The organism is Bordetella sp. BOR01 (assembly GCF_019218885.1).
Classification (GTDB): Bacteria; Pseudomonadota; Gammaproteobacteria; order Burkholderiales; family Burkholderiaceae_B; genus Bordetella_A.
In genome coordinates this window covers 776,170-797,646 of the sequence record NZ_JAHUWT010000004.1, presented here as the reverse complement: position 1 = coordinate 797,646, position 21,477 = coordinate 776,170, and the positions used below count along the sequence as shown (strand labels likewise).

26 protein-coding genes are annotated in these 21,477 nt (G+C 66.9%); 3 read left to right on the top strand and 23 right to left on the bottom strand.

Going from position 1 to position 21,477, the window contains the following annotated elements:
- A partial coding sequence (locus tag KW845_RS25390) for a methyl-accepting chemotaxis protein (protein WP_255592917.1) occupies positions 1 to 428 on the top strand: 428 nt, incomplete at its 5' end.
- 102 nt (positions 429 to 530) lie between these two features.
- Here the strand turns inward: KW845_RS25390 and fliR are convergent.
- The 13 genes from fliR to fliF all read right to left on the bottom strand — a co-directional run bounded on the left by fliR (position 531) and on the right by fliF (position 11,727).
- Positions 531 to 1,319, bottom strand: coding sequence for a flagellar biosynthetic protein FliR (fliR, locus tag KW845_RS25385; protein WP_218372123.1), 789 nt, complete (start codon positions 1,317 to 1,319; stop codon positions 531 to 533).
- Between the two features lie 30 nt (positions 1,320 to 1,349).
- A complete protein-coding gene (fliQ, locus tag KW845_RS25380) occupies positions 1,350 to 1,619 on the bottom strand; it encodes a flagellar biosynthesis protein FliQ (RefSeq protein ID WP_218372122.1) in 270 nt (89 codons plus the stop codon).
- 12 nt (positions 1,620 to 1,631) lie between these two features.
- Entirely contained in the window at positions 1,632 to 2,417 is a 786-nt protein-coding gene (fliP, locus tag KW845_RS25375) for a flagellar type III secretion system pore protein FliP (RefSeq protein WP_255592916.1), read from the bottom strand.
- Between the two features lie 19 nt (positions 2,418 to 2,436).
- Positions 2,437 to 2,760, bottom strand: coding sequence for a flagellar biosynthetic protein FliO (gene fliO, locus KW845_RS25370; RefSeq protein ID WP_218372121.1), 324 nt, complete (start codon positions 2,758 to 2,760; stop codon positions 2,437 to 2,439).
- 5 nt (positions 2,761 to 2,765) lie between these two features.
- The gene (fliN, locus tag KW845_RS25365) at positions 2,766 to 3,341 is read right to left on the bottom strand and encodes a flagellar motor switch protein FliN (RefSeq protein WP_218372120.1); all 576 of its coding nucleotides are present in this window, start codon (positions 3,339 to 3,341) and stop codon (positions 2,766 to 2,768) included.
- On the bottom strand, positions 3,334 to 4,341 hold the full coding sequence (fliM, locus tag KW845_RS25360; protein WP_218372119.1) for a flagellar motor switch protein FliM: 1,008 nt from the start codon (positions 4,339 to 4,341) through the stop codon (positions 3,334 to 3,336). The genes fliN and fliM overlap by 8 nt, the downstream gene beginning before the upstream one ends.
- A gap of 2 nt (positions 4,342 to 4,343) precedes the next feature.
- On the bottom strand, positions 4,344 to 4,922 hold the full coding sequence (locus KW845_RS25355) for a flagellar basal body-associated FliL family protein (RefSeq protein ID WP_218372118.1): 579 nt from the start codon (positions 4,920 to 4,922) through the stop codon (positions 4,344 to 4,346).
- A 160-nt stretch (positions 4,923 to 5,082) separates the two neighbouring features.
- Positions 5,083 to 6,393, bottom strand: a complete 1,311-nt coding sequence (locus tag KW845_RS25350; RefSeq protein WP_218372117.1) for a flagellar hook-length control protein FliK — start codon at positions 6,391 to 6,393, stop codon at positions 5,083 to 5,085.
- Positions 6,394 to 6,433: 40 nt separating this feature from the next.
- Positions 6,434 to 6,883 carry a flagellar export protein FliJ gene (fliJ, locus tag KW845_RS25345; protein ID WP_218372116.1) on the bottom strand — a complete coding sequence of 150 codons (450 nt, stop codon included), beginning with the start codon at positions 6,881 to 6,883 and terminating at the stop codon, positions 6,434 to 6,436.
- Positions 6,876 to 8,345: a flagellar protein export ATPase FliI gene (gene fliI, locus KW845_RS25340; RefSeq protein ID WP_218372115.1), complete on the bottom strand. Its 1,470-nt coding sequence runs from the start codon at positions 8,343 to 8,345 to the stop codon at positions 6,876 to 6,878. Before fliI ends, fliJ begins: the two co-directional genes overlap by 8 nt.
- Positions 8,327 to 9,073 (bottom strand): flagellar assembly protein FliH, encoded by a 747-nt coding sequence (gene fliH / locus KW845_RS25335; RefSeq protein ID WP_218372114.1) that lies wholly within the window; start codon positions 9,071 to 9,073, stop codon positions 8,327 to 8,329. Before fliH ends, fliI begins: the two co-directional genes overlap by 19 nt.
- Positions 9,066 to 10,076, bottom strand: a complete 1,011-nt coding sequence (gene fliG / locus KW845_RS25330) for a flagellar motor switch protein FliG (protein WP_218372113.1) — start codon at positions 10,074 to 10,076, stop codon at positions 9,066 to 9,068. The genes fliH and fliG overlap by 8 nt, the downstream gene beginning before the upstream one ends.
- The gene (gene fliF, locus KW845_RS25325; protein ID WP_218372112.1) at positions 10,066 to 11,727 is read right to left on the bottom strand and encodes a flagellar basal-body MS-ring/collar protein FliF; all 1,662 of its coding nucleotides are present in this window, start codon (positions 11,725 to 11,727) and stop codon (positions 10,066 to 10,068) included. Before fliF ends, fliG begins: the two co-directional genes overlap by 11 nt.
- A 322-nt stretch (positions 11,728 to 12,049) precedes the next feature.
- Between fliF and fliE the strand changes: the two genes are divergently transcribed.
- Positions 12,050 to 12,382, top strand: coding sequence for a flagellar hook-basal body complex protein FliE (fliE, locus tag KW845_RS25320; RefSeq protein ID WP_218372111.1), 333 nt, complete (start codon positions 12,050 to 12,052; stop codon positions 12,380 to 12,382).
- Positions 12,383 to 12,392: 10 nt separating this feature from the next.
- On the opposite strand, the gene KW845_RS25315 is transcribed toward fliE, so the two are convergent.
- The 7 genes from KW845_RS25315 to KW845_RS25285 form a co-directional block, all read right to left on the bottom strand.
- Positions 12,393 to 12,794, bottom strand: coding sequence for a hypothetical protein (locus KW845_RS25315; protein ID WP_218372110.1), 402 nt, complete (start codon positions 12,792 to 12,794; stop codon positions 12,393 to 12,395).
- A gap of 15 nt (positions 12,795 to 12,809) precedes the next feature.
- Positions 12,810 to 13,136: an EscU/YscU/HrcU family type III secretion system export apparatus switch protein gene (locus KW845_RS25310; protein ID WP_218372109.1), complete on the bottom strand. Its 327-nt coding sequence runs from the start codon at positions 13,134 to 13,136 to the stop codon at positions 12,810 to 12,812.
- Positions 13,133 to 14,359: a flagellar hook-length control protein FliK gene (locus tag KW845_RS25305; RefSeq protein ID WP_218372108.1), complete on the bottom strand. Its 1,227-nt coding sequence runs from the start codon at positions 14,357 to 14,359 to the stop codon at positions 13,133 to 13,135. Before KW845_RS25305 ends, KW845_RS25310 begins: the two co-directional genes overlap by 4 nt.
- A gap of 40 nt (positions 14,360 to 14,399) precedes the next feature.
- Positions 14,400 to 14,750, bottom strand: a complete 351-nt coding sequence (locus KW845_RS25300) for a flagellar protein FliT (protein ID WP_218372107.1) — start codon at positions 14,748 to 14,750, stop codon at positions 14,400 to 14,402.
- Positions 14,751 to 14,806: 56 nt separating this feature from the next.
- Positions 14,807 to 15,232, bottom strand: coding sequence for a flagellar export chaperone FliS (gene fliS / locus KW845_RS25295; RefSeq protein WP_218372106.1), 426 nt, complete (start codon positions 15,230 to 15,232; stop codon positions 14,807 to 14,809).
- 27 nt (positions 15,233 to 15,259) lie between these two features.
- Positions 15,260 to 16,639 carry a flagellar filament capping protein FliD gene (gene fliD, locus KW845_RS25290; RefSeq protein ID WP_218372105.1) on the bottom strand — a complete coding sequence of 460 codons (1,380 nt, stop codon included), beginning with the start codon at positions 16,637 to 16,639 and terminating at the stop codon, positions 15,260 to 15,262.
- A gap of 92 nt (positions 16,640 to 16,731) precedes the next feature.
- Positions 16,732 to 17,106, bottom strand: coding sequence for a flagellar protein FlaG (locus KW845_RS25285; protein ID WP_218372104.1), 375 nt, complete (start codon positions 17,104 to 17,106; stop codon positions 16,732 to 16,734).
- Positions 17,107 to 17,247: 141 nt separating this feature from the next.
- Between KW845_RS25285 and KW845_RS25280 the strand changes: the two genes are divergently transcribed.
- Complete coding sequence (locus KW845_RS25280) at positions 17,248 to 17,985, top strand: IclR family transcriptional regulator (RefSeq protein ID WP_218372103.1); 738 nt, start codon at positions 17,248 to 17,250, stop codon at positions 17,983 to 17,985.
- 136 nt (positions 17,986 to 18,121) lie between these two features.
- Here the strand turns inward: KW845_RS25280 and KW845_RS25275 are convergent, their stop codons facing one another.
- Genes KW845_RS25275 through KW845_RS25265 form a run of 3 tightly spaced genes read right to left on the bottom strand, consistent with a single transcriptional unit; the run spans position 18,122 to position 21,470 of the window.
- Positions 18,122 to 19,288 (bottom strand): acyl-CoA dehydrogenase family protein, encoded by a 1,167-nt coding sequence (locus KW845_RS25275; protein WP_218372102.1) that lies wholly within the window; start codon positions 19,286 to 19,288, stop codon positions 18,122 to 18,124.
- Positions 19,288 to 20,508, bottom strand: a complete 1,221-nt coding sequence (locus KW845_RS25270; RefSeq protein ID WP_218372101.1) for a CaiB/BaiF CoA-transferase family protein — start codon at positions 20,506 to 20,508, stop codon at positions 19,288 to 19,290. The genes KW845_RS25275 and KW845_RS25270 overlap by 1 nt, the downstream gene beginning before the upstream one ends.
- Entirely contained in the window at positions 20,505 to 21,470 is a 966-nt protein-coding gene (locus KW845_RS25265) for a tripartite tricarboxylate transporter substrate binding protein (RefSeq protein WP_218372100.1), read from the bottom strand. Before KW845_RS25265 ends, KW845_RS25270 begins: the two co-directional genes overlap by 4 nt.
- Between the last annotated feature and the right edge of the window lie 7 nt (positions 21,471 to 21,477).

The window sequence follows — 21,477 nt, the reverse complement described above, 5'->3', positions numbered from 1 at the left end:
GCGAGGTGCGTTCGCTGGCGCAGCGCAGCGCGCAGGCGGCCAAAGAGATCAAGGTGCTGATCGAGGACTCGGTCAGCAAGGTGGGCACGGGTTCGCAGCAGGTCGAGCGCGCGGGCGCGACGATGCAGGAGATCGTGGCCTCGGTCAAGCGGGTGACGGACATCATGGGCGAGATCTCGGCGGCCTCGGAAGAGCAGTCGGGCGGTATCGACCAGGTGAACCGAGCGGTGTCGCAGATGGACGAGGTGACGCAGCAGAACGCGGCGCTGGTGGAAGAGGCCGCGGCGGCGGCGGGTTCGCTGCAGGAGCAGGCGCAGCGGCTGGCCGAGGCGGTGTCGGTGTTCAAGATCATCGCGGGCGAGGTCATCGAGGTGCCGGCTCAGCAACTGACGGGCAATTACGCGGCACCCATGGTGGCCCAGTCATAAACAGACCCGCCAGACTCCCCCACATCGCGCTGGTTTCCGGCGCTTTTTTTTGCCAACTTGCAGGGAAGGTACCTGGCTGCAAGACTGATGGACAACTCGCCCTTATTGCCCCGCCAGCCCCGCCACCACCTCGCTGACGGTCCGCAGCCCGTCCCGCAGCAAGCCTTCCAGGAACGGCGCCGCCTGCGGCAACACCACGGCCAGCAACAACAACCCAGTAATCAGGCTGACCGGAAACCCCACGGCAAACACCGACAACTGTGGCGCCGCGCGGTTCAAGATTCCCATGGCCAGGTTGATGGTCAGCAATGCGCAGATCAGCGGCAGGGCCAGCAGCAGGCCCGATACAAAAATGGTCTGGCCCCACTGCGCCAGGATACCCCAGCCATTGCGGTCCAGCGCGATCAAGGCCAGGGGCAGGGTGTCGAACGAACGTACCAGCGCGGCCAGCACCAGCAAGTGGCCGTCCAGCGCCAGGAAGACCAGCATGGCCACGATGTTGAACAGGCGCGACAGCACGGCCGTGTTGGCACCGGTGCCCGGATCGAAGAACGAGGCAAACGACAACCCCATCTGCAGTCCCACGAATTCACCGGCCGTCTGCACCGCCGCGAAGACGATGCGCATGGTGAACCCCATGGCGACGCCGATCAGCACTTGCTGGCCCAGTAGCCACAGGCCGGCGTACGAGCCCGGGGGAATCGGCGGCGGCGGCTCCAGGCCGGGCACCACCGCCACGGTCAGCACAAAGGCCAGGCCCACCTTGACGCGGATCGGGATGGTCGATTCCGAGAACAGCGGCGCGCTGCCCACCAGCGCCAGGATGCGCACGAAGGGCCACAGGAATTGCAGCAGCCACGCATCGAGCTGTTGCTGGGTGAAGGCGATCATGGCGTGCCGGGCGGGTCTGTCCAGGCGCGGCTACGAGACCAGCAGCGGGATCTGGCTGAGCAGCTGGCGGATGTAGTCGGTCATCAGGCCCAGCAGCCAGGGCCCCAGCAGCACCAGGACGCCGCACATGGCCAGCAGCTTGGGGATGAACGACAGCGTCATCTCGTTGATCTGGGTGGCAGCCTGGAATATGGCGATGACCAGGCCCACCGCCAGGGTGATGAGCAGCAGTGGGCCAGCCATCGCCAAGGCGATCTTCATCGCCTGGTAGGTCATCGACATGACGGCTTCAGGAGTCATGGCGGGATACCGTCATTGGTAGAAACTGCTGGCCAGCGAACCCAGCAGTAGGTTCCAGCCATCGGCCAGCACGAACAGCATCAGCTTGAAGGGCAGGGCCACCGTGACGGGCGGCACCATCATCATGCCCAGCGCCATGAGCACGCTGGCCACCACCAGGTCGATGATCAGGAACGGAATGAAGATCGTGAAACCGATCTGGAAAGCGGTTTTCAGTTCGCTGGTGATGAAGGCCGGGACCAGGATCTTCATTGGCACCTGCGAGGGGTCTTCCAGCGCCGGCTGGTTGGCCAGGTTGGCGAACAGCGTCAGGTCGTTTTCGCGCGTCTGGTGCAGCATGAAGGTATGCAGCGGCGCGGCGGCGCGCTCGACCGCGGTTTCGAACGGTATCGATCCTTCGGATAGCGGTTGATAGGCCTCGGCGTAGATGCGGTCGAATACCGGCGACATGGTGTAGAACGTCAGGAACAGGGCCAGCCCGATCAACACATGGTTGGGCGGCGACATGGCAGTGCCCAGCGCGCTGCGCAGCAGCCCCAGCACGATGATGATGCGCGTGAAGCCGGTCATCATCAGCAGCGCTGCCGGCAGGAACGACAGCGAGGTCATCAGCAGCAGGGTCTGCATGCTGAGCGAGTAGGTCTGCGCGCCGCCGGGGCCTGGCGTGGCGGTCAGTGCCGGTAGCGTGGCCTGGGCCACCCCATCGGCCGGCAACAGGGCCAGTCCGGCCAGCGCGGCGCCGGCAAGCAGCAGCGGCAAGCGGCGGCCGCGGTGAGCAGAAGGCGTGCTGATAGGCATCGTGGAACGCAAAATGGGGTCAACCGCGGCGCTTGAGCGCTTGCGACAGCTTGCCGGCGAACGCGCCGAGTTCGGCCGGCGCCGGCGGCGCCGTGCCCGCGGGCAGCGTGTGCAGGGGCGTGAGCTGGCTGGGCGTCACGCCGACCACCAGCCAGGTATCTTCGATTTGGAGCACCGTCACGCTTTGGCGCGGGCCCACTTGCACGCAGGCCACCTGGCGCAGCAGGCCGCTACGCGTGCGGCCGGCCAGGCCGGAGCGGCGTGCCAGCCAGGCCGCAGCCAGGATGGCCGCCAAGACCAGCAGCAAGCCGATCACCACGCGCACCACGGCAGACTCCGTCATGATGTTCAGCGACGGTTGTTCAGGCGGTTGATGCGCTCGGACGGCGTAATGATGTCGGTCAGGCGTATGCCGTACTTTTCTTCCACCACCACCACTTCGCCCTGGGCGATCAGGTAGCCGTTGACGAAGATGTCCATTGGCTCGCCAGCCAGGCCATCGAGTTCGACCACCGATCCCTGCCCGAGTTGCAGAAGGTTCTTGATGGTAAGGCGGGTGCGGCCCAGTTCCACCGTCAACTGGACAGGCACGTCCATGATCAGGTCGATGTCGTTGCCGGTGTTGCCCGGGCCGTCGGCCAGCGGCTTGAATACCGAGCTGCCGGCCGGCCGCGCCGTGGGTGCGGCAGGCGCCGCGGGCGCCGTTGGCACTATCGGCGCCGGGGCTGCGCGCGCGGGGTTCGGCGGCGTGGCCGCAGCTTGCTCGGCCATGGCGCCGGCCCAGTCGTCCTGCGGTTTCAGGCCGTCGGCCTGGGTGGGGGGCTGGGCCGCCGCGGATTGCTCGGCAAGCGCGTCGGCCCAGTCGTCGGCCGGGGCGGCAGACGAACCAGGACCGGTCTGGCCGGGCTCGTTCGTGTCAGTCATGATCGGGGGCCTCGTGAGTCTCGCTTTCGTAGGTAAACAGGTTCTGCACGCGCAAGGCGTACTGGCCGTTGAAGACGCCGTAGCCGCATTCCATCAGCGGCACGCCATTGACGCTGGCGATCACCGTCTGGGGCACTTCGATGGGCAGCACATCGCCGGCTTTCAGGCGCACCAGTTGGCGGATCGATGACGGGATCGCGGCGAATTCTGCCGTCAGGTCGACATCGGCGCTGCGCACCTGGCGCGACAACTGGTGGGTCCAGCGCTGGTCGACTTCTTCCAGGGTGGCTTCCTGCAACGGCCGTGTCAGCAGGTCGCGCACCGGCTCGATCATGGAATAGGGCAGGCAGATGTTCAGATCGCCGCCGGTGGCGCCGAATTCGATGTGAAACGACGACACCACCACCACTTCGTTGTTGCCGGTAATGCTGGCGAACTTGGTGTGCATTTCGGAACGCACGTACTCGAATTCGACGGGATACACCGCTTCCCAGGATTTGCCGTAGCTCTCCAGCGTCAGGTTCAGCAGCCGGCGGATGATGCGCTGCTCGGTGGTGGTGAAGTCGCGGCCTTCCACACGCGTGTGGTAGCGGCCGTCGCCGCCGAACAAGCTATCGATCACCAGGAACACCAGGCTGGGGTCGTAGGTGAACAGCGCTGTGCCCCGCAGCGGCTTCATCTGGATCATGTTCAGATTGCTGGGCACCGGCAGGTTGCGCTCGAAATCGGCGTATTTCAGTATCTTGATCGATCCGACTGTGATGTCGGCATTGCGCCGCATGAAGTTCAACAGCAGGTGCCGCAGGTGCCGGGCGAAGCGCTCGTTGATCAGCTCCAGCGTTTGCATGCGCCGCCGCACCACGCGGTCGGGTGAACTCAGGTCGTAGGCACGCGCGCCGCTCGAGCCGGCTTCGTCGCGGGTCTTGCTGTCGCTCTCGCCGGTGACGCCGGCCAGCAGTGCATCGACCTCATCCTGCGAAAGAAACGCCTCGTAGGCCATGCTTACTGCACCACGAACGCGGTGAACAAGGCGTCGCTGACGTGCTGGCCATCGGGCAAGGGCGAGAACGGCTGGTTGACGGCGGCCACGATGGCATGCGCCATGTCGGTCTTGCCTTGCGGCGACTGGGCCGCCGCCGGCGGCTGCGACGACAGCACCATCAGGATGCGGCTGCGTACCTCGGGCATGTACTTCTCGATGCGCATGCGGGTTTGTTCATCGCCCGCGCGCAGGGTGATGCCCACGTGCAGGATGCGTTCGCTGTCGGCGCTTTGCAGCGTGACCGTAAAGGCTTCCAGCGGGATGAAGATGGGCGCCGGCACCGGTGCCGGCGCGGCCGGCGGCACGACGAATATGGTTTGTGCCGGTTCGGCGCCAGGCTTGCCCACGCCCAGGCGCACCGGCGCCGCCGATTCGGCGTACTGACGATGCATGATGAACCAGGTGCCGGCAATGCTGGCTGCCGCAACGGTGGCCAATACCATCAGCCACAAAAGGCCGCGCAGGATCGGGCTGCCGCCGGATGCGCGCAGCGGCAGGCTGCTGCGCGCCGGCGTGGAAGAAGTCTTGGTAGTGGCCATCAGGGTATCGATACTAGGGAATGAAGGGATTCTGCCGCAAAGTCCACGGAGGATTGCCGGCGAAAAACAGCACGAAAGCCGCGTATCTCAGGCTATTGCGACAGGGCGCGCGGTGCGCCATGCCCATACGCCCCAGCCGCGCGCGGTGCCGCGGCAGGATTCAGGCGAAAGTGTCGACCAGGCCGTCGCCGCGGCGTGCCGCGGCGGGCACCTGCGAGGCAAGCGCCACGGTAGCCTGGCCATCCCCGCCACCGCCTTGCCCTTGGCCGCGGCTGTTGTGTTGCTGCATGTCGAAACCGGACTGCCCGCCATGTTCGCCCACGTTGGCCTGCCCCAGCGACAGGCCGGCCTGGGCCAGGGCCTGCTGCAGTTGCGGTAGCGCGGCTTCGACCGCATGGCGTACCGCTGCATGGGCCGATACAAAGCTGGCGCTGGCCACGCCGTCAGTGACGCTGAGCATGACGCGCAACGGCCCCAGATCGGGAGGGTCCAGCCGGAGTTCGGCGGTCTGCCGGCCTTGCGTGGCGTCGTGGCTCAATATGACCAGTTGGCGGCCCAGGTCGGTGCCCCAGGCAGGCGTGGCTGCGACGGGCGTGCCTATGCCCAGCGCCAAGGGGCCGGCGCCGGGTGGCAGCAAGGCCGCGGTGTCCGGGCGGGCGGCCAACAGCGGCGTGGCGGCGACCAGGCCGGCGGCGGCCTCGGTGCCGGCCGCGTGGGCGGACAGGCCACTCGTGCCGGCCAGCGGCGGATTGCCGGCTGCGCTGCGCAAAGCGGCGTCGGCCTCGCCATCGGCCTGGACCAGGTTCTCGAATGTCGTGGCGGCAAGATGGGGGGCGGGCGTCGGCGCGGCACGTGCATCGCGGGCTGTGGCACGCGCGTCGGGCACGCTGGCGATAGCCGATGCTGCCGCATGCGGTGCGGCCGTCCTGGCTGGCGTCGTGGCGGCCGGCAGCGGGGCAGATGCTTGCGCAACCGCCGCGCCGGCCGTGTCGACCGAGATGGCAGTCGCCGGTGCCGCCGGCAGGCCCGGCGTTGCAGCAGCATCGACACTGGCACTGGCACCCGGCGTGGCGCCGGGCGGTATCGCTTGCTGCAACTGGGCGGCCTGCGCGGCGATCTCAAGTGCCTGCGCGGGCAAGCCCGCGGGCGGGGCCGGCAAGGGCTGCGCCTGGACCTGGACAGCCGCGGCGCCGGCGGCTGCGACGGTGGCAGGGTCGGCAAGCTGGGCATCATTCTGTCCCTCGGCGACGGGTTCCTGGGCGCCTGCCGTGTTGCCTGCCGGCTTGCCTCCGGTTGTCCTGGCCGGGGCGTTGCTGTCCGGGCGCGCGCCGGCCGCGGCGTTGTTGCGCTGGCGGGCCAATTGCTGCGCGAAGCTGTCTGCTTTCTGGCCGGCGCCCGCAACGGCGTTGCGCCTGGGCTGGGCCGGCGGGGCGGCGGGAACAAGCAATGGGGTGGGCGAAGTCGCGGTCATGGGGACATCCTGATCGGCGGTCGGTTAGGGTAAACAGGCCCTAGTACGCTTCGGCCTGGCGGCAGGCCATGCGAGAGGCGAATTCGTCGCTGGCGCGCTGTTCGCGGCGCGCTTCCTGCACTGCCAGGGCACGTCGTTCGCGCTCTGCCAGCGCATCGAAGGAATTGAGGCGGCGCTGTTGTTGCTGCCAGTGGGTGCGGCCATGCGTCAGGTGGGTATCGGCCTGGCGCAGCACGGCCGTTTGCTGGCCGATGGCGTCATCCAGGGTACCGATGAAGCGCTGGTAGTTGTGGCAATCGGCGGCCGACATGCCCGATTGCATGGCCGCTTGCAGCCGTTCCAGATAATCCTGCCTGTAATCCTGCAGCATCGAAAGCTGCTGTTCGGCGTGGTTGCGCTCGGCATTGAGCCGGCCCAGCACGCGCGCGGCCTCGTCGCTGCTTTCTTTGGCCAGGCCGATCAGGGTGTCCAGGGGCAATTGGCTAGGCATAGGTTTCCTTGGTCTCGAACGCAGCACGCAATTGATCGACAGCGGCGTCATAGCCCACGCTGTCGCCGATGTCCTGCTGCAGGAACGCCTCCAGGCGCGGATAGCGGGCGATGGCGTCATCCAGCTGGGGGTCGTTGCCCGCGGTGTAGGCGCCCACCGCGATCAGGTCGCGATTGCGCTGGTAGCGCGACAAGGTCTGCTTGAAGCGACGCACGACGGCGTATTGCGCATTGGGGATCAGCGAGGTCATGGCGCGCGAGATCGACGCTTCGATATCGATGGCGGGATAGTGGCCGGCCTCGGCCAGGTGGCGCGACAGCACGACGTGCCCGTCCAGGATGGCGCGCGCGGAATCGGCAATCGGATCTTGCTGGTCGTCGCCTTCGGCCAGTACGGTATAGAACGCGGTAATCGAACCGGCTTTGCCGCTGGGTCCGGGCGCGCCCATCCCGGCCCGCTCGACCAGGGCAGGCAGGCGCGCGAACACCGATGGCGGGTAGCCTTTGGTGGCGGGTGGCTCGCCGATGGCCAGGGCGATCTCGCGCTGCGCCATGGCAAAGCGGGTCAGCGAATCCATGATCAGCAGCACGTCCAGCCCCTGGTCGCGGAAGTGCTCGGCCAGGCGGGTGGCGTAGGCGGCGCCTTGCAAGCGCAGCAATGGCGATACGTCGGCCGGGGCGGCTACCACCACTGAACGCGCCAGCCCGTCGGGTCCGAGGTTGTGCTCGATGAATTCCTTTACCTCGCGGCCACGCTCGCCGATCAGGCCCACCACGATCACGTCGGCGCGCGTATAGCGCGCCATCATGCCCAGCAGCACGCTCTTGCCCACGCCAGACCCGGCGAACAAGCCCATGCGCTGGCCGCGGCCGACGGTCAGCAAACCATTGATGGCGCGCACGCCCACGTCCAGCACGGTGTCGATCGGGGCGCGCGACAAGGGGTTGATGGGCAGCGCCGACAGGGGCGCCAGCTCGGCGCCAGTCAGGGGGCCCAGGCTGTCCAGCGGCCGGCCGGCACCGTCGAGCACGCGGCCCAGCAGGGCATTGCCCACCGGCAGATGGCGGCCCAGCTGGGGCTTGGCATTGCCGTTGAGTTCCGGCTTGCGCGGCAAGGGAATGGCGCGTTGTAAGGGCGGTTCGCCGGGCACCACGCGCGCGCCCGGCGGCAGGCCCGAAATATCGGCTTGCGGCATCAGGTACAGCGTGTGGCCGTCGAAGCCCACGACTTCGGCATCGGCCCAGTGGTCATGGCCGCGTGCGATCTCGATGCGGCAGGCGGCGCCCACGGGCAGGCGCAGTCCGGTGGCATGCAGCACCAGGCCGGTGGCACGGGTAATGCGGCCGCTGGCCAGCCACGGCTCGGTCGAACCGGCGCGTATCGATCCGATGCGCAGCTGGGTTGCCCAGCGCTCGATCACTGGCGCGGTTGCGGCGGCGGTGCTCATGCCTCGGGCTCCCATGCGGCGCTGCGCCCCAGCGAGGCCGCGATGCGGCGCCAGCGCGTCTGCAGCGTCGCGTCGATATCGCCATACGGTGTCTCGGCACGGCAGCCGCCGCGCGCAATGGATTCGTCTGCCAGCACGCGCCAGTGGCCTTCGCGCAATTCTTCGGCCAGGTGCAGGCGCACCAGATCGAGATCGGCGGGATGCACCCACAGCCGCATGGCGCCGCTTGCGGCAGGGTTGATGTGCAGTACTTCGCGCACGGCGGCCAGCATGGTCTCGGGCTGCCCGGCCAGCGTGGTGCGCAGGACCTGTCCGGCGATATCCAGTGCCAGCGTCAACAGCGCCTGGCCCATCTGCGCCTCCAGCGCCGCCAGCGAGGCGCCGCATGCATCGGCCAGGGCATGCAGTTGCAGCGCTTCCTGGCGCGCCTGCTCGCGGCCCTGGGCCAATCCTTCCTGGTAGCCAGCCTCGCGGCCAGCGGCCAGGCCTTCTTCGTGGCCGGCCTGGCGGCCTTCGAGCAGGCCTTGCTCGCGGCCTTGCTCCAGCCCCTCGCGGCGGCCGCTGGCCTGGGCCTGCGCACGCGCTTCGCGCAGCAGTATCTCGGGGTCCGGCCCGGGTTCGGGCTCGGGTTGGGGCATGACTTCGACGGCATCTTCCACCGGCAGGTCGAACGACGACATCTGCCAGCGCCGCCAGGCGGTGCGGGGCAGGGCGTCCGGCACGACCCGGCGGGGGTCAGACATAAGCGTCGTCTCCCTGGTTGCCCAGCACGATCTGGCCGCTTTCGGCCAGTCGACGTGCGATCTGCAGGATCTTCTTCTGCTCGGACTCGACCTTGGACATGCGGATCGGGCCCTGCGCTTCCAGGTCTTCGCGCAGGATGTCGGCGGCGCGGCTGGACATATTGCGCAGGAACTTGTTGCGCAGTTCCTCCGAAGCGCCCTTCAGGGCCACCATCAGGCTGTCGTTGTCGATTTCCTTCAGGATCAGTTGCAGCGCGCGATCTTCCACGTCGACCAGGTTGTCGAACACGAACATCTCGTCGATGATCTTCTGCGCCAGGTCGTTGTCGCGCTCGCGCAGGCTTTCCACCACGGCTTCTTCGTCGGCCGAACTCATCATGTTCAGGATCTCGGCCGCGGTGCGCACGCCGCCCATCTTGCTGCGCTTGGCACCCTGGCCGGCCAGCACCGAATTGAGCACGTCGGTCAGTTCCGACAGTGCCGCCGGCTGCACGCCGCCGAAAGTGGCGATGCGCAGCATGACGTCGTTGCGCAAGCGGTCGGTCAGCAGGGCCAGCACGCCGGCCGCGCGGTCGCGTTCCAGGTGTACCAGGATGGTGGCAATGATCTGCGGATGTTCGTCGCCGATCAGTTCGGCCACGGTGTGCGGGTCGAGCCAGTTCAGGGCATCGATGCCGCTGGCGCCTTCACCGGCCTCCAGGATGTCTTCGATCAGGCCGGCGGCGCGATCGCTGCCCAGGGCCTTGGTGAGCACGGTGCGGATGTATTCGTCCGATCCCAGCGTGACGGCCATGAACTGGTCGGCTTCCTGGCGGAATTCCTCCAGCACCACGGCAACGTCGCCGCGCGTGACCTGCTTCAGGTTGGCCATCGAGGCGCCCACCTGCTGCACTTCGCGCGCCGTCAGGTACTTGAAGACTTCTGCCGCGGCGTCCTCGCCCAGCGACAGCATCAGGACCGCGCTGCGTGTGACCCCGTCCAGCGGCTTTCCGTCATTTCTCATCTTTGGTCATCCAGGCACGCATCACCATGGCGACAGCGCGCGGGTCTTTGTTGGCCATGTCGCGGGCGCGCTGCATATTGTCTTCGTAGCGGTCGACTTCCTTGGCGCGGGCGGCTGCCTGGGCTTCGCGCTGCGCGTCCTGGCGGCGTGCCTCCACTTCCTCGGGGTCGACCGGCGGGTACAGGTAATTGACCACCGCGGGCCGCAGCCTGCGGTACAGCCACAGGGCCAGCGCCAGGCCCAGCACCCAGGCCAGCACGGTCTTGACCAGGTCGATCAGCTCGGGGTCGCGGTAGAAGGGCGGCTGCACGGGCTGGTCGTTGAATTGGCTGTTGACCAGGTTCAGCGAGTCGCCGCGCGATTCCGAATAGCCCATGGCTTCGCGCACCAGATTGGTCAGTTTGGTCAGTTCTTCTTCCGGCAGGGGTTGCAGGTCACCGCTGGCGTCGGGCAGATAGTTCACCACCACGGCTACTGACAGGCGCTTGAGCAGGCCCACCGGTTGCTTCACATGGCTGATGGTGCGGTCGACCTCGTAGTTGATGGTGGCGTCGCTGCGATTGTTGCTGGGCAACTGCGTTGCGGCCTGGCTGGTCGTGGCCTGAGCGGCGCTCTGGCCCGCTTGGCCAGCCTGGGCCGCCTGGGGCGCGGCCGGCGGGTTGACGATGGGCGCCTGGGCGGCCGCGGGCGGCTGGTTGCTGAGCGCGCCGGGCACGCCTTGGGCAGGATCGACGCCGGTCTGCAGCGAATCGCTGGTTTGCTTGCTGCGCACGGCTGCCTGGCCGGGGTCCTGGTTGGGACGATAAACTTCCGAGGTTTGCTCGCGCCGCGCGAAATCTACCTCGGCACTGGCCTGGGCCTGGACGTTGCCGGGCCCGACCAGGGGATTCAGAATCGTGAGAATGCGTTCGACGGTGCGTTGCTCGATGTCGCGCCGCAAGCGCGACTGGTCGGCGTCCATGCCCCGTCCTTCGCCCAACGGCGCCGATAGCAGGCGGCCATTCTGGTCGACGACGGAAATGTTCTCGGCGGTCAGGTCCGGTACGCTGGATGCCACCAGCCAGGCCACCGCGGCCACTTGCGCGTCGCTGAGGCTGCGGCCGGGATACAGGTGCAGCAGCACCGAGGCCGTGGGTGCCTGGCGATCGCGCACGAAAAGCGACTGGCGCGGCAGCGCCAGGTGCACGCGGGCGCTCTGCACTGTGTTCATGGCCTCGATCGAGCGGGCCAGTTCTCCCTCCAGGCCCCGCTGGTAATTGACCTGCTCGGCGAACTGGCTGGCGCCGAAGCGGGTATTGTCCAGTAATTCGAAGCCCACCGAGCCGCCGCGCGGCAGGCCCTGGCTGGCCAATTGCATGCGGATGTCGTACACGCGGTCGGCCGGGACCAGCAGGGCCCGCCCGTCGCCGCTGAACTGGTACGGTACGTTCATCTGGCCCAGCGCGCTGACGATGGCGCCGCCATCGCGGTCGTCCAGGTTGGCGAACAGCACTTTGTACTCGGGGCCGCGGCTCCACATTGCCAGCACGACCACGATTGCCACCAGCGCGGCAGCGGCACCCAGCAACAATGGCTTGGGCAGCGCGCGCACTTTTTCCAGCATCGGGAACTTGGCCAGCAATGACGTGCTCAGGGTGGCCTGCTGGTTCATCGGGGGCTCCGGCAAGCTTCGCGGAGCATCAAGGCGTACAACATGGGCAGAAGAGGCAAGTTACGCATGCAACATGCTTGGTATCGGGGGAGCGTGAATTATGGCGGCCGCCCCGGGCTTCCCAATCGATGAAAACAGCCGGTTTTTGGCGTTACTTGTTCCCTATGTGTCGCGCGTTTCCGGGCCGTTCGGCGCCGGGGTGCCGGCTGATGGGCATGCGGCGAACTGTCGGGTGTTTTGCCGGCTATTGCAGGCTATGGATGCGCGTGTCCGCGCGTAGTCTTGCAGCCTTATCGTGTTCTGGACGCAAGGAAGCTAGGCCATGGCGGTGTCGGGTTTGTCGGGTATTGAAAGCATGCTGCAGCAGATGCGCGCCGTCGTGCATGCCGCGCAGAACAATGGCGCCAGTGTCAGTGACCTGGCGCCCGCGCACACCAGCTTTGCCGCCGAGCTGCACCGCTCGGTGCAGCGCATTTCGGCAACCCAGACCGCCGCCAGCAACCAGGCCAAGGCCTACGAACTGGGCGCGCCGGACATTTCGCTCAACAACGTGATGATCGACCTGCAGAAGAGTGCGATCGCCTTCCAGACCGCCGTGCAGGTACGCAACCGCCTGGTGGCGGCCTACAAAGAGATTTCTTCCATGGCCGTGTAGCCGCGCCGCCCTAGATATCGGCCGGCGCGGACACCCCCTGGTACCAGATCATGTCTGGAAAACCGGACAGCATGGCGGCGCTGCTGTCGGCAAAGTGCATGACCAGCGGGCGCGATACCCGGAAGCGGATGTCGTCGCCGTCCGGCGTGGTGGCCGTGAAATCAAGCATGACCCCATGCAGGGCGGGACTGGCGCGCAAGTGGGCCTCGAAGACATCGAGCTCGTGCGGCCGCCAGAAAAAATGCCGCAGTTGCCAATCGGGGCCCAGTATGCGTGCTTCGCAGGAATGATGGTCTTGCCCTGCGCTGGTGGCGCAGACGAGCACGCGGCTGTCCGGATGCATCAGTTCCCGCAACACCGAACGGATTTCGTCGGTGCGGTTGATCAACGCGCCGGTGGTTACGGACTTCATGGCGGAATCGGCGTCTCAGGGCGTTGCTGGCGCGACGGGCGAGCCATTGCCATCCGGCGATACGCCGGCTTCCAGGCGATAAAGCCAGGCCAGCAACTCGGCCACGGCAGCATAAAGCTGCGGCGGAATGTGCGCATCCAGATCCACCTGCATCAGCAGTCCTACAAGTTCGCGCGACTCGTGCACATACAGGCCGTGTTCGCGCGCGGTACGCACGATGGTGTCGGCGATCTGGCCGTATCCCTTGGCCACGACGCGCGGCGCCGTGTCGTGCTCACCGTAGCTTAGCGCAACCGCAGCGCCGCGGTGCGGATTGGCGGCATCCGGATCGTTGCGAGTCATGGATGTGCGTCGCCTGGTTGCGGCGCGACCGCGCCCACCGACAGGTGGCTGAGCGTCAGGCCCGCGCGCTGCAGGCCGTCGCGCAGGGCCTGGGCCGCGCCGTTGATCTCGCGTGCGCTGCGGGGCGCGACCAGTTGCATGACCAGTTCGTCGCCGGCCAGGCTCAGACGCGCCTCGACCAGACCCAGGCGAGGCAGCTCCAGCTTCAGGCGCGTGGCCCAATGCGTCTCGGCTTCGGCGGCGCCTTCGCGGGCGTCGCGGCGGACTTCCCATTCCATTGGCGTGCCGGGCCAGGCCTCGCCCTGCCAGGCCAGCGCCTGGTTGGCCAGAATGTCGAGCTGCTGGCGTACCAGCGGCGCAGCGTCGGGATGTATCCCTGCGGGTGCGGACAAGTGCGTGCCGGCCGAGCTTGCGCCATGGCTGCTGCCGGCGCCGGGCATTTCGCCCGCTGCCGACGCCGCCGGGGCTGCCTGGCCCGACCGGTTCTCGAAGGCCGTCGGCGTGGCGGGTGGGCGCGGCAGCGAGGCCTGGGGTTCGCTGCGGACCTGGTCGACCGTGCGTTGGCCGAATGCCAGGTCGCCAAGGTGCGATTCATAGAACAGGCCGCTGCCTTGCAGCGCCTGGCGCAAGGCGCCCGCCAGCATGGCGGCAGGGGGCATTGGCAGGGCATGGCTTCCCGCGCGTGCGGCCTGTGCCATGGCTTGCGGCTCGGCGCGGCTTGCCGTGGTCGGATCGGCACGCGTGCCCATGGCGGGCGCGGGGCGGGTGGCGTCACCTGTGCCCGGCCGCGCCGTCGCCGGGGTGTCGGGCTGGGGCGCGGGCTGCCAGAGCGGGGCTTTGCCTTGGGCGGCTGGCGCCTGGTCGGGATAAAGCGCCAGCAAGGCCAGGATGGTGCGCGCGGTCTGGCCCAGCGTAGTGGGCGCCGACGTGGTCGTGTCGCTGCGCGTCACCAGCGTGCGCGCGGCGCGCTCCAGCGCGTCGGCATTCTTGGCGTCGGGAACGGTGTTGCCGCGCTCGCCGCCAGCCCCGGCCGGGTCGACCGGCTGGCGCGGCGCGCGGCCGGCGGCGTCGGTCTGGCCGGGGCGCACCGCTTCGCCGGGCTGCATCACCGCGTTCGCGCGCGCGCCGGTAATCAGGTTGGCGTGCGCCGCCATCGTCGTGCCTAGCACGGCATCCAACCGCTGCACCAATACGGTACCCAGCGCCGAGGGGCCGACGCTCATGCGTGCTGTCCTTCAGTGGCCCGGGGGCTGCGCGCCGGCTTCATGCCGCCGAGGCCCGTGCGCCGTATGTGGACAGCAGCGATTGCTGGCGTTTCATGCGTCCCAGCAGGTCCGTCAGGCGCGCCATCTGGGGAACGGCCAGGTCGCGCGTGGCGGCATCGTTTTGCAGGATGCGCACCAGCAGTTCGTACTTGGCTTCGCGGCCCGCATTGTCCAGCGGCATCATGGAGTCGATGCGGCGCAACTGCTCGACCCATTCGCAATAGCGTTGGCCCAGGACCAAGACGGCGCTCCAATCGCCCGCCTGGGCGGCCGCGAGCATTTCGCCGGTCAGGTTGGCGATTTCCCGGTAGATATCCAGGACAGGAGAGGGCCGGGGAGCGGACGTCATAGGGGTAAGGTCTCGCGCAAGAGGCGATACGGCTGCGATGCGGCCGTGAGTCAGGGTCAGGCCGGCACGGGGACGGCGGGAGGATCGTTGGCCGCTTGCCATGCTTGGGCCAGTTCGGCCAGCAGGCGATCGGCGGTATCCAACTGCGCCACATCGCCTTTCAGGTTCGCCAACAGCAGGGTGCGGACAATGTAGTCATACAAGTTGGCCAGGTTGGCCGCCATTTCGCCGCCGGCCTCCAGGTTCAGGCCGGTTTTCAGGCCTTCATCCACGATGCGGGTAGCCTTGGAGATGGCCGCGCCGCGCTCGGCTATCCGGCCGGCCTGCAAATGCAGGCGGGCCTGGGCAATGGCTGCGCGGGCGCCATCGAACAACAGCGTGATCAGTCGTTGCGGGCTGGCGCTCAAGACTTGCGTCTCGAGGCCGATATCGGTGTAAGAGCGGGCGGAATGGCCCGCGGGGCGGCGAGCGGCGTAAGTCATGGTCTACAGCCTGCGTATATGGTGGAATCAGCTTTGCTTGGACATGGCTTCGAACTGCTGCGTCAGGTAGCTGCTGATGCCGTTCATCTGCGCTACCAGCGCATCGAGTCGCGTGAATTGCGCACGATAGTTGTCCATGGTTGCCTGGATGGATATTTTGGTGCGGTCGTATTGGTCTTGCAGCGAATCGACGGTGTCCTGCAGGCCGTCGGTGCGTGCCTTGATCGCGCCGTCGCTGCCCAGGATGTTGTCGGTGGCGGCCTTCATTTTTTCCGCCAGACCGCCGGCACCGCCAAACAGGCGCGACACATCGGCCGGATTGTCGGCCAGGGCCTTGTCCAGCTTGGTCTGGTCGAGTTCCAGCTTGCCCGTGGTGGGGTTGGTGGTGATGCCGATCTGGCTCAGCGTACGCACCGTGCCTTCGCCGCCCACGACCCTCAATGCGGCTGCCATGGTGGATTGAATGTTGCGGGTCGTGCCGTCGCCGGTCAGCGCGCTTTGCGATTCCGTGCTGACATCGAAGGCCGTCAGGTCGACGATGGTCGACTGCAGGCTGTTGTAGGCATCCACGAACGACTTCGCGGCCTTGGACAGCACCGATGGGTCGTTGGTGACCGACACGTTGATGAACTTGTCGGGTTCGGTGGTGGCAGTGAGCTCCAGCGTGATGCCATCGATGGCATCGCTGATGGTGTTGGACTGGCTTTCCACCGTGATGCCGTTGATGGTGATCAGGGCATTCCGGGCAGGCTCCTGTTCGCTCATGGGCGAGGCGCTGCCTGCCTGGTAGCCCACCACATCCTGGACCGCGCCGTTGTCCGAGGTGATGCTGCGTATCGCCGCGTCTTCGCCAGTGGTCTTGCTGGTCAGCATCAGGTAGCTTTCGCCATTGCCATCGGTAATGATGGTGGCGCGCACCCCCGCCTGGTCGTTGCTGTTGATGGCCTTGGCCACGCCGTTCAGCGAGGTATCCGACCCCAGCTCGATGCTGACGGTTTCATTTTCGTCGCCTTCCAGCGTGATCTGGATACTGCCGCCAGTGCCCATCTTTTCGGTGCGGTCGCTCACGGCTCCCGATTTCAGGGTCTGCGCGGCGGCCAGCTCGGTAATACTTATCTTGTAGTTGCCGGCTACCGCGCCGGCGGCGGTCTTTGCCGTCAGCCCTTCGCCGCTGACCGAGCTCTTGACCGCGCCCAGCGTGGCCGAATCGCCCAGTGCCGCGGCCGCCTTCTGCACGGCTTCCACGGCGCTCTGGATCTTGCTGTAGGCAGAGATGCGCGTCTTGAAGCTGGACTGCCGGGTGGTGATCTGCGTCAGCCGGGTCTCTTCAGCCTTCTGCAACTGGTCAAGCATGTCTTCCAGGTTGGTCAAGCCAGACCCGGAACCGAGCGAAGTGATAGAGGCCATGGTGTGTTCCTTACGAGCTATGCGATTCTGTCAAAACGCCGTACTGCGCGATTGGCCGGGCAAGGGCACAACGGCGGCCTACTTTGCCGCTTTCAGGCTGTGGTCTGTACGGCATTGCCCTGCATTTGCACGATCATCCGGGCGATACGCAACAGCGCTTCGGACGGAATGGTGCGGATCTTGTCTCCTGTTTCCGAGTCGACGATGCTGACCACCACCTGGTGGACGTCCGGGTCGATCTCGAACTGCAACTGGGTTTTCCAGGCGCGCAATTGCTGGTTGATTTCTTGCAGCGCGCGTTCCAGCGGCAGGGGCGGCTGGCCGGTGCCCGCCGCCGCATCTTGCGCGCCGCCGCTATCGGTCGATGGAGCCGCTGGGGTCACGGCCACAGCCGGCTCTGGCGGAGCCGGCGCGACGGCCACGGCGGGCAGCGCAAGAGGGGCGGGGGCGAGCGGGCTGACAGCCATGGTCACTCCTGTCGAATGAACGCCAGGGGCGCTCGAGCGAGGGTTTGCGGGAATTTCTCAGCTACCATAACGGCACCCCCGGGCGAAACTTTAGGTATACGCCCGTGCAACGGTTCTTGCCTTTCACCTAGCCCCGAGCCCATGAGCGTCAAGACGGCCCTGCGAGTCATCGAAATCATCGAGACCTACGCCCGCGAACGGCGCGCCTTGCCGTTGTCCGAACTGGCGCGGCTGCTCGAAGTACCCGTTTCCAGTTGCCTGGCGCTGATCCGTACCTTGTCCGACCTGGGTTATCTGTACGAGACCGGCCGGCGCCAGGGGTACTATCCCACCGGGCGCCTCTTGGCCATGGCGCAGCGTATTGCCCGCGCCGATCCGGTGCTGGACCGGGTTTATCCCAGCCTGGTCGAATTGCGCGACGCCACCCAGGAAACCGTGGTGTTCGGCAAGCTCAGTGGCGAGGGCCGGGTGGTGTACCTGGAAGTGCTCGATTCTCCTCACACCATCCGGTATGCGCCGGTGGCGGGCGAATTCCGCGAGCTGCATGCCAATTCGCTGGGCAAGGCCCTGATTTCGATGCTGGACCCCGACGCCCGCCACGCCTTGCTGGCCCGCCGTGCGCTGACCCGCCACAACGAACGTACGCTGGACTCGCCCCAGGCGGTCGACGCCGACCTTGAATTGTCGCGCCAGCGAGGCTGGTTCATGAACCTGGGCGAGTCCATTCCCGATGTCTGTGCCATTGCCTGGCCCGTGACGCTATCGGGGGAAATCTATGCCATCTCGGTGGGCGGCCCCATCTACCGCATCGAGCCCCAACAAGAAGAATACGCCCGCATCTTGCGGGCGGCTTGTACCGCGCTTGAGCAGCGGGGGTGAATCGGTGGCGGTTGTCGGGCAAGGTGTAGGCCGCCCTGCGCGGCCTTGCACGTGAAGCCGAACCAGCCACCAGGCCCCCGGCCCGACGGCAGAAAAACCATGCCTTCCAGCAACAAAAGCGCTGAATGAGCCCGAGCTAGTAAGACTTGGGCAAGCCAAGCACCTTCTCGGCAATGAAGCACATGATCAATTGCGGGCTGACCGGCGCAATCCGCGGGATATAGCTTTCTCGCAACAGCCGTTCCACGTGATATTCCTTGGCATACCCCATGCCCCCCAGGGTCAGCACGGCGGTCTGGCAGGCGTTGTGGCCGGCCTCGGCGCCCAGGTATTTGGCGCTGTTGGCGTAAGGCCCGCAGGACAGGCCGGCGTCATACAGGCTGGCGGCCTTGAATACCATCAAGTCGGCTGCCTCGAGTTGCATCCAGGCCTGTGCCAGCGGATGCTGGATGCCTTGGTTCTGGCCGATGGGGCGGCCGAATACCGTGCGTTCGCCGGCGTACTGTACTGCCCGGTCCAGTGCCGCGCGGCCCATGCCCACCGCTTCGGCGGCGATCAGGATGCGCTCGGGATTCAAGCCATGCAGTATGTACTCGAAGCCACGGCCCTCTTCGCCGATACGGTCGGCCACCGGGATGCGCAGCCCGTCGATGAACAGCATGTTCGAGTCGACCGCCTTGCGGCCCATTTTCTCGATCTCGCGCACCTCGACCTTGTTGCGGTCCAGGTCGGTATAGAAGAGCGACAGGCCCTGGGTGGGCTTGGCCACGTCGGCCAGTGGCGTGGTGCGTGCCAACAGCAGCATCTTGTGGGCAACTTGCGCGGTGGATATCCAGATCTTGCGGCCCTGCACCACGTATTCATCGCCGTGGCGCTCGGCCCGGGTCGAGAGCTTGGTGGTGTCCAGGCCGGCATCGGGTTCGGTGACCGCGAAGCAGGCTTTCTCGCGGCCGGCGATCAGGGGTTCCAGCCAGCGGCCGCGCTGCTCGTCGGTACCGAATACCACCACCGGGTTCAGGCCGAAAATATTCATGTGCACTGCCGAGGCGCCGGTGAACCCGGCCCCCGAGGCGGCGACGGTTTGCATCATCAGGGCCGCTTCGGTCATGCCCAGCCCGGCACCGCCATATTCCTGGGGCATGGCAATGCCCAGCCAGCCGTCGTTGGCCAGGGCGGCATGAAAGTCGTGCGGAAAGCCGCCGTCGCGATCGCGCTCCAGCCAGTATTCGTCGGGGAATCGTTCGCAAACGCGGCCTATGGCGTCGCGCAAGGCCAATTGGTCGGATGAAAATTCGAAATCCATCAAGAGGCTCCTTCTTGGGTGGCGCGCGCGGCGATCAGTGCGTCGATCTCGGCATCGGTGCAGCCCGCTTCGCGCAAGATTTCGCGGCTGTGCTCGCCCAGGCGCGGTGCCGGGTGGCGTATGGCCGTGGGCGTGCCGTCGTAGCGCCCCAGCGGCGCTGGCGTGCGCAAGCGGCCCTCGGTGGGGTGTTCCAGCGTGTGCACGAAGCCGGTGGCTTGCAGATGCTCGTCTTCAACCAGATCGTCCACGGAATACAGGCGTGCCGCGGGAATGTCGGCGCGCGCCAGGTCGGCCAGCCAGCCGGCGCTGCTGCGCGTGCGCATGACTTCGGCGACGAACGCATAGGCCTCGTCGATGTGGTGCGCACGCGCCGTGTGCGTGCAGAAACGCGGGTCGTGTTCCAGCTCGGGGCGGCCGATCAGGGTAAAGAAATTGCGCCAGTGCTTGTCGTTGTAGATCAGCAGGCACAGATAACCGTCGGCCGTGGCGTAGGGCCGGCGGTGCGCCGCCAGCAGGCGGGTATAGCCGGTGGGGCCCAGCGGCGGATCGAACGTGGCGCCGCCCAGGTGGTCGCCCAGCACCATATGCGCCATGCCCTCGAACATGGGAATCTCGACTGCCTGGCCGCGCCCGTGGCCGCGGGCATGCAGCACCGCCGACACCAGCGCGATGGCCACATGCAGGCCCACGGCGCGGTCGGCCAGCGTCAAAGGCGCATAGCGGGGCACGTCGCCGCTTTGGCGGCTGAACAGGTCGGCGATGCCGGTCTGCCCCTGGATCAGGTCGTCATAGGCCGGGCGCCCGGCGTAGGGCCCGGCTTCGCCGAAACCATAGGCGCCTATATAGACCAGTCGCGGATTGCGCGCGGCCACGGCCTGGTACGACAGCCCCAGCCGCGCCATGGCTTGCGGCCGTATGTTGTACAGCAGCGCGTCGCAGCCTTCGGCCAGCTTCAGGCAGGCTTCGCGGCCGCCCGCGGTTTTCAGGTCCAGCACGATCGAGCGCTTGTTGCGGTTCAGGTGCAGGTACAGGTGGCCCATGCCGGCGTTGCGCATGGGCCCCACCGCCCGCATATTGTCGCCGGCGGGGGATTCGACCTTGATGATGTCGGCCCCCAGGTCGCCCAATACCTGCGTGGCATAAGGCCCCATGACGACTGAACTCAGGTCCAGGATACGTACGCCGGCCAGCGGGCCGGCGGTCTCGGCAATTGCGGTCATTGTGGCTGGATACCTGCGTCCTTGATCAGCTTGCCCCACAAGTCCCGCTGTTCGCTGACAAAGGTGGCGAAGCTCTCGGGCGTGCCGCTGAAGGCATCAAAGCCCAGGCCGGCCAGGCGCTTGCGCACGTCGGGGTTGGACACGATCTGGTTGATGGCGGCATTGAGCTTGGCCACGATCTCGGGCGGCAGGCCGGCCGGGCCGAAATAGCCGTTCCACGAGTTCAGGTCGAAGTCCGCCACGCCCGCCTCGCGCATCGACGGCAGGTCGGGCACGATGCTGCTGCGTTCGGCCGTCGATACTGCCAGCGCGCGCAATTGGCCCGACTGCACGAACGGCAGGCCCGATGCCAGGTCGGTAAACATGAAGTCCACCTGGCCGCCGACCAGGTCGGTCAGCGCCTGGGGCGTGCCCTTATAGGGCACATGCAGGATGTCGATGTCCGCGCGGCGCGCCAGCGTGCCGCCAGCCACGATGCCGGTGCTGTTGCCGGTGGCATAGGTGACGCGGCCGGGGTTCTTGCGCGCGTAGTCCACCAGTTCCTGCACGCTCTTGTACGGGCGCTGCGGGTTGACCACCAACAAGAACGGCAGGTTGCCGCCGCGCGCGATGGGCGTGAAATCTTTCACCGGGTCGTAAGGCACGTTCTTCATCAAGAAGGGCGCTGCCGAATGCGAGGTGTTGGTGGTGACGAACAGCGTGTAGCCATCGGGCTTGGCGCGGGCCACGTAGTTGGCGGCAATGGTGGCGTTGGCGCCGGGCTTGTTTTCCACGACGACTTGCTGGCCCAGGATATTGCCCAGTTCGGCCGCGAAAATGCGGCCTACCGCGTCGGTGCCCGAGCCCGCCGGAAACGGCACCACCAGGTTGATCGGCTTGTCGGGATAGGCGGCGTGCGCGGGGCCGGCGGCGGCCAGCGCGGCGCCGGCCAGGGCGGCGGCGCGCAGAGAGCGTAAGAACATGGGTGTG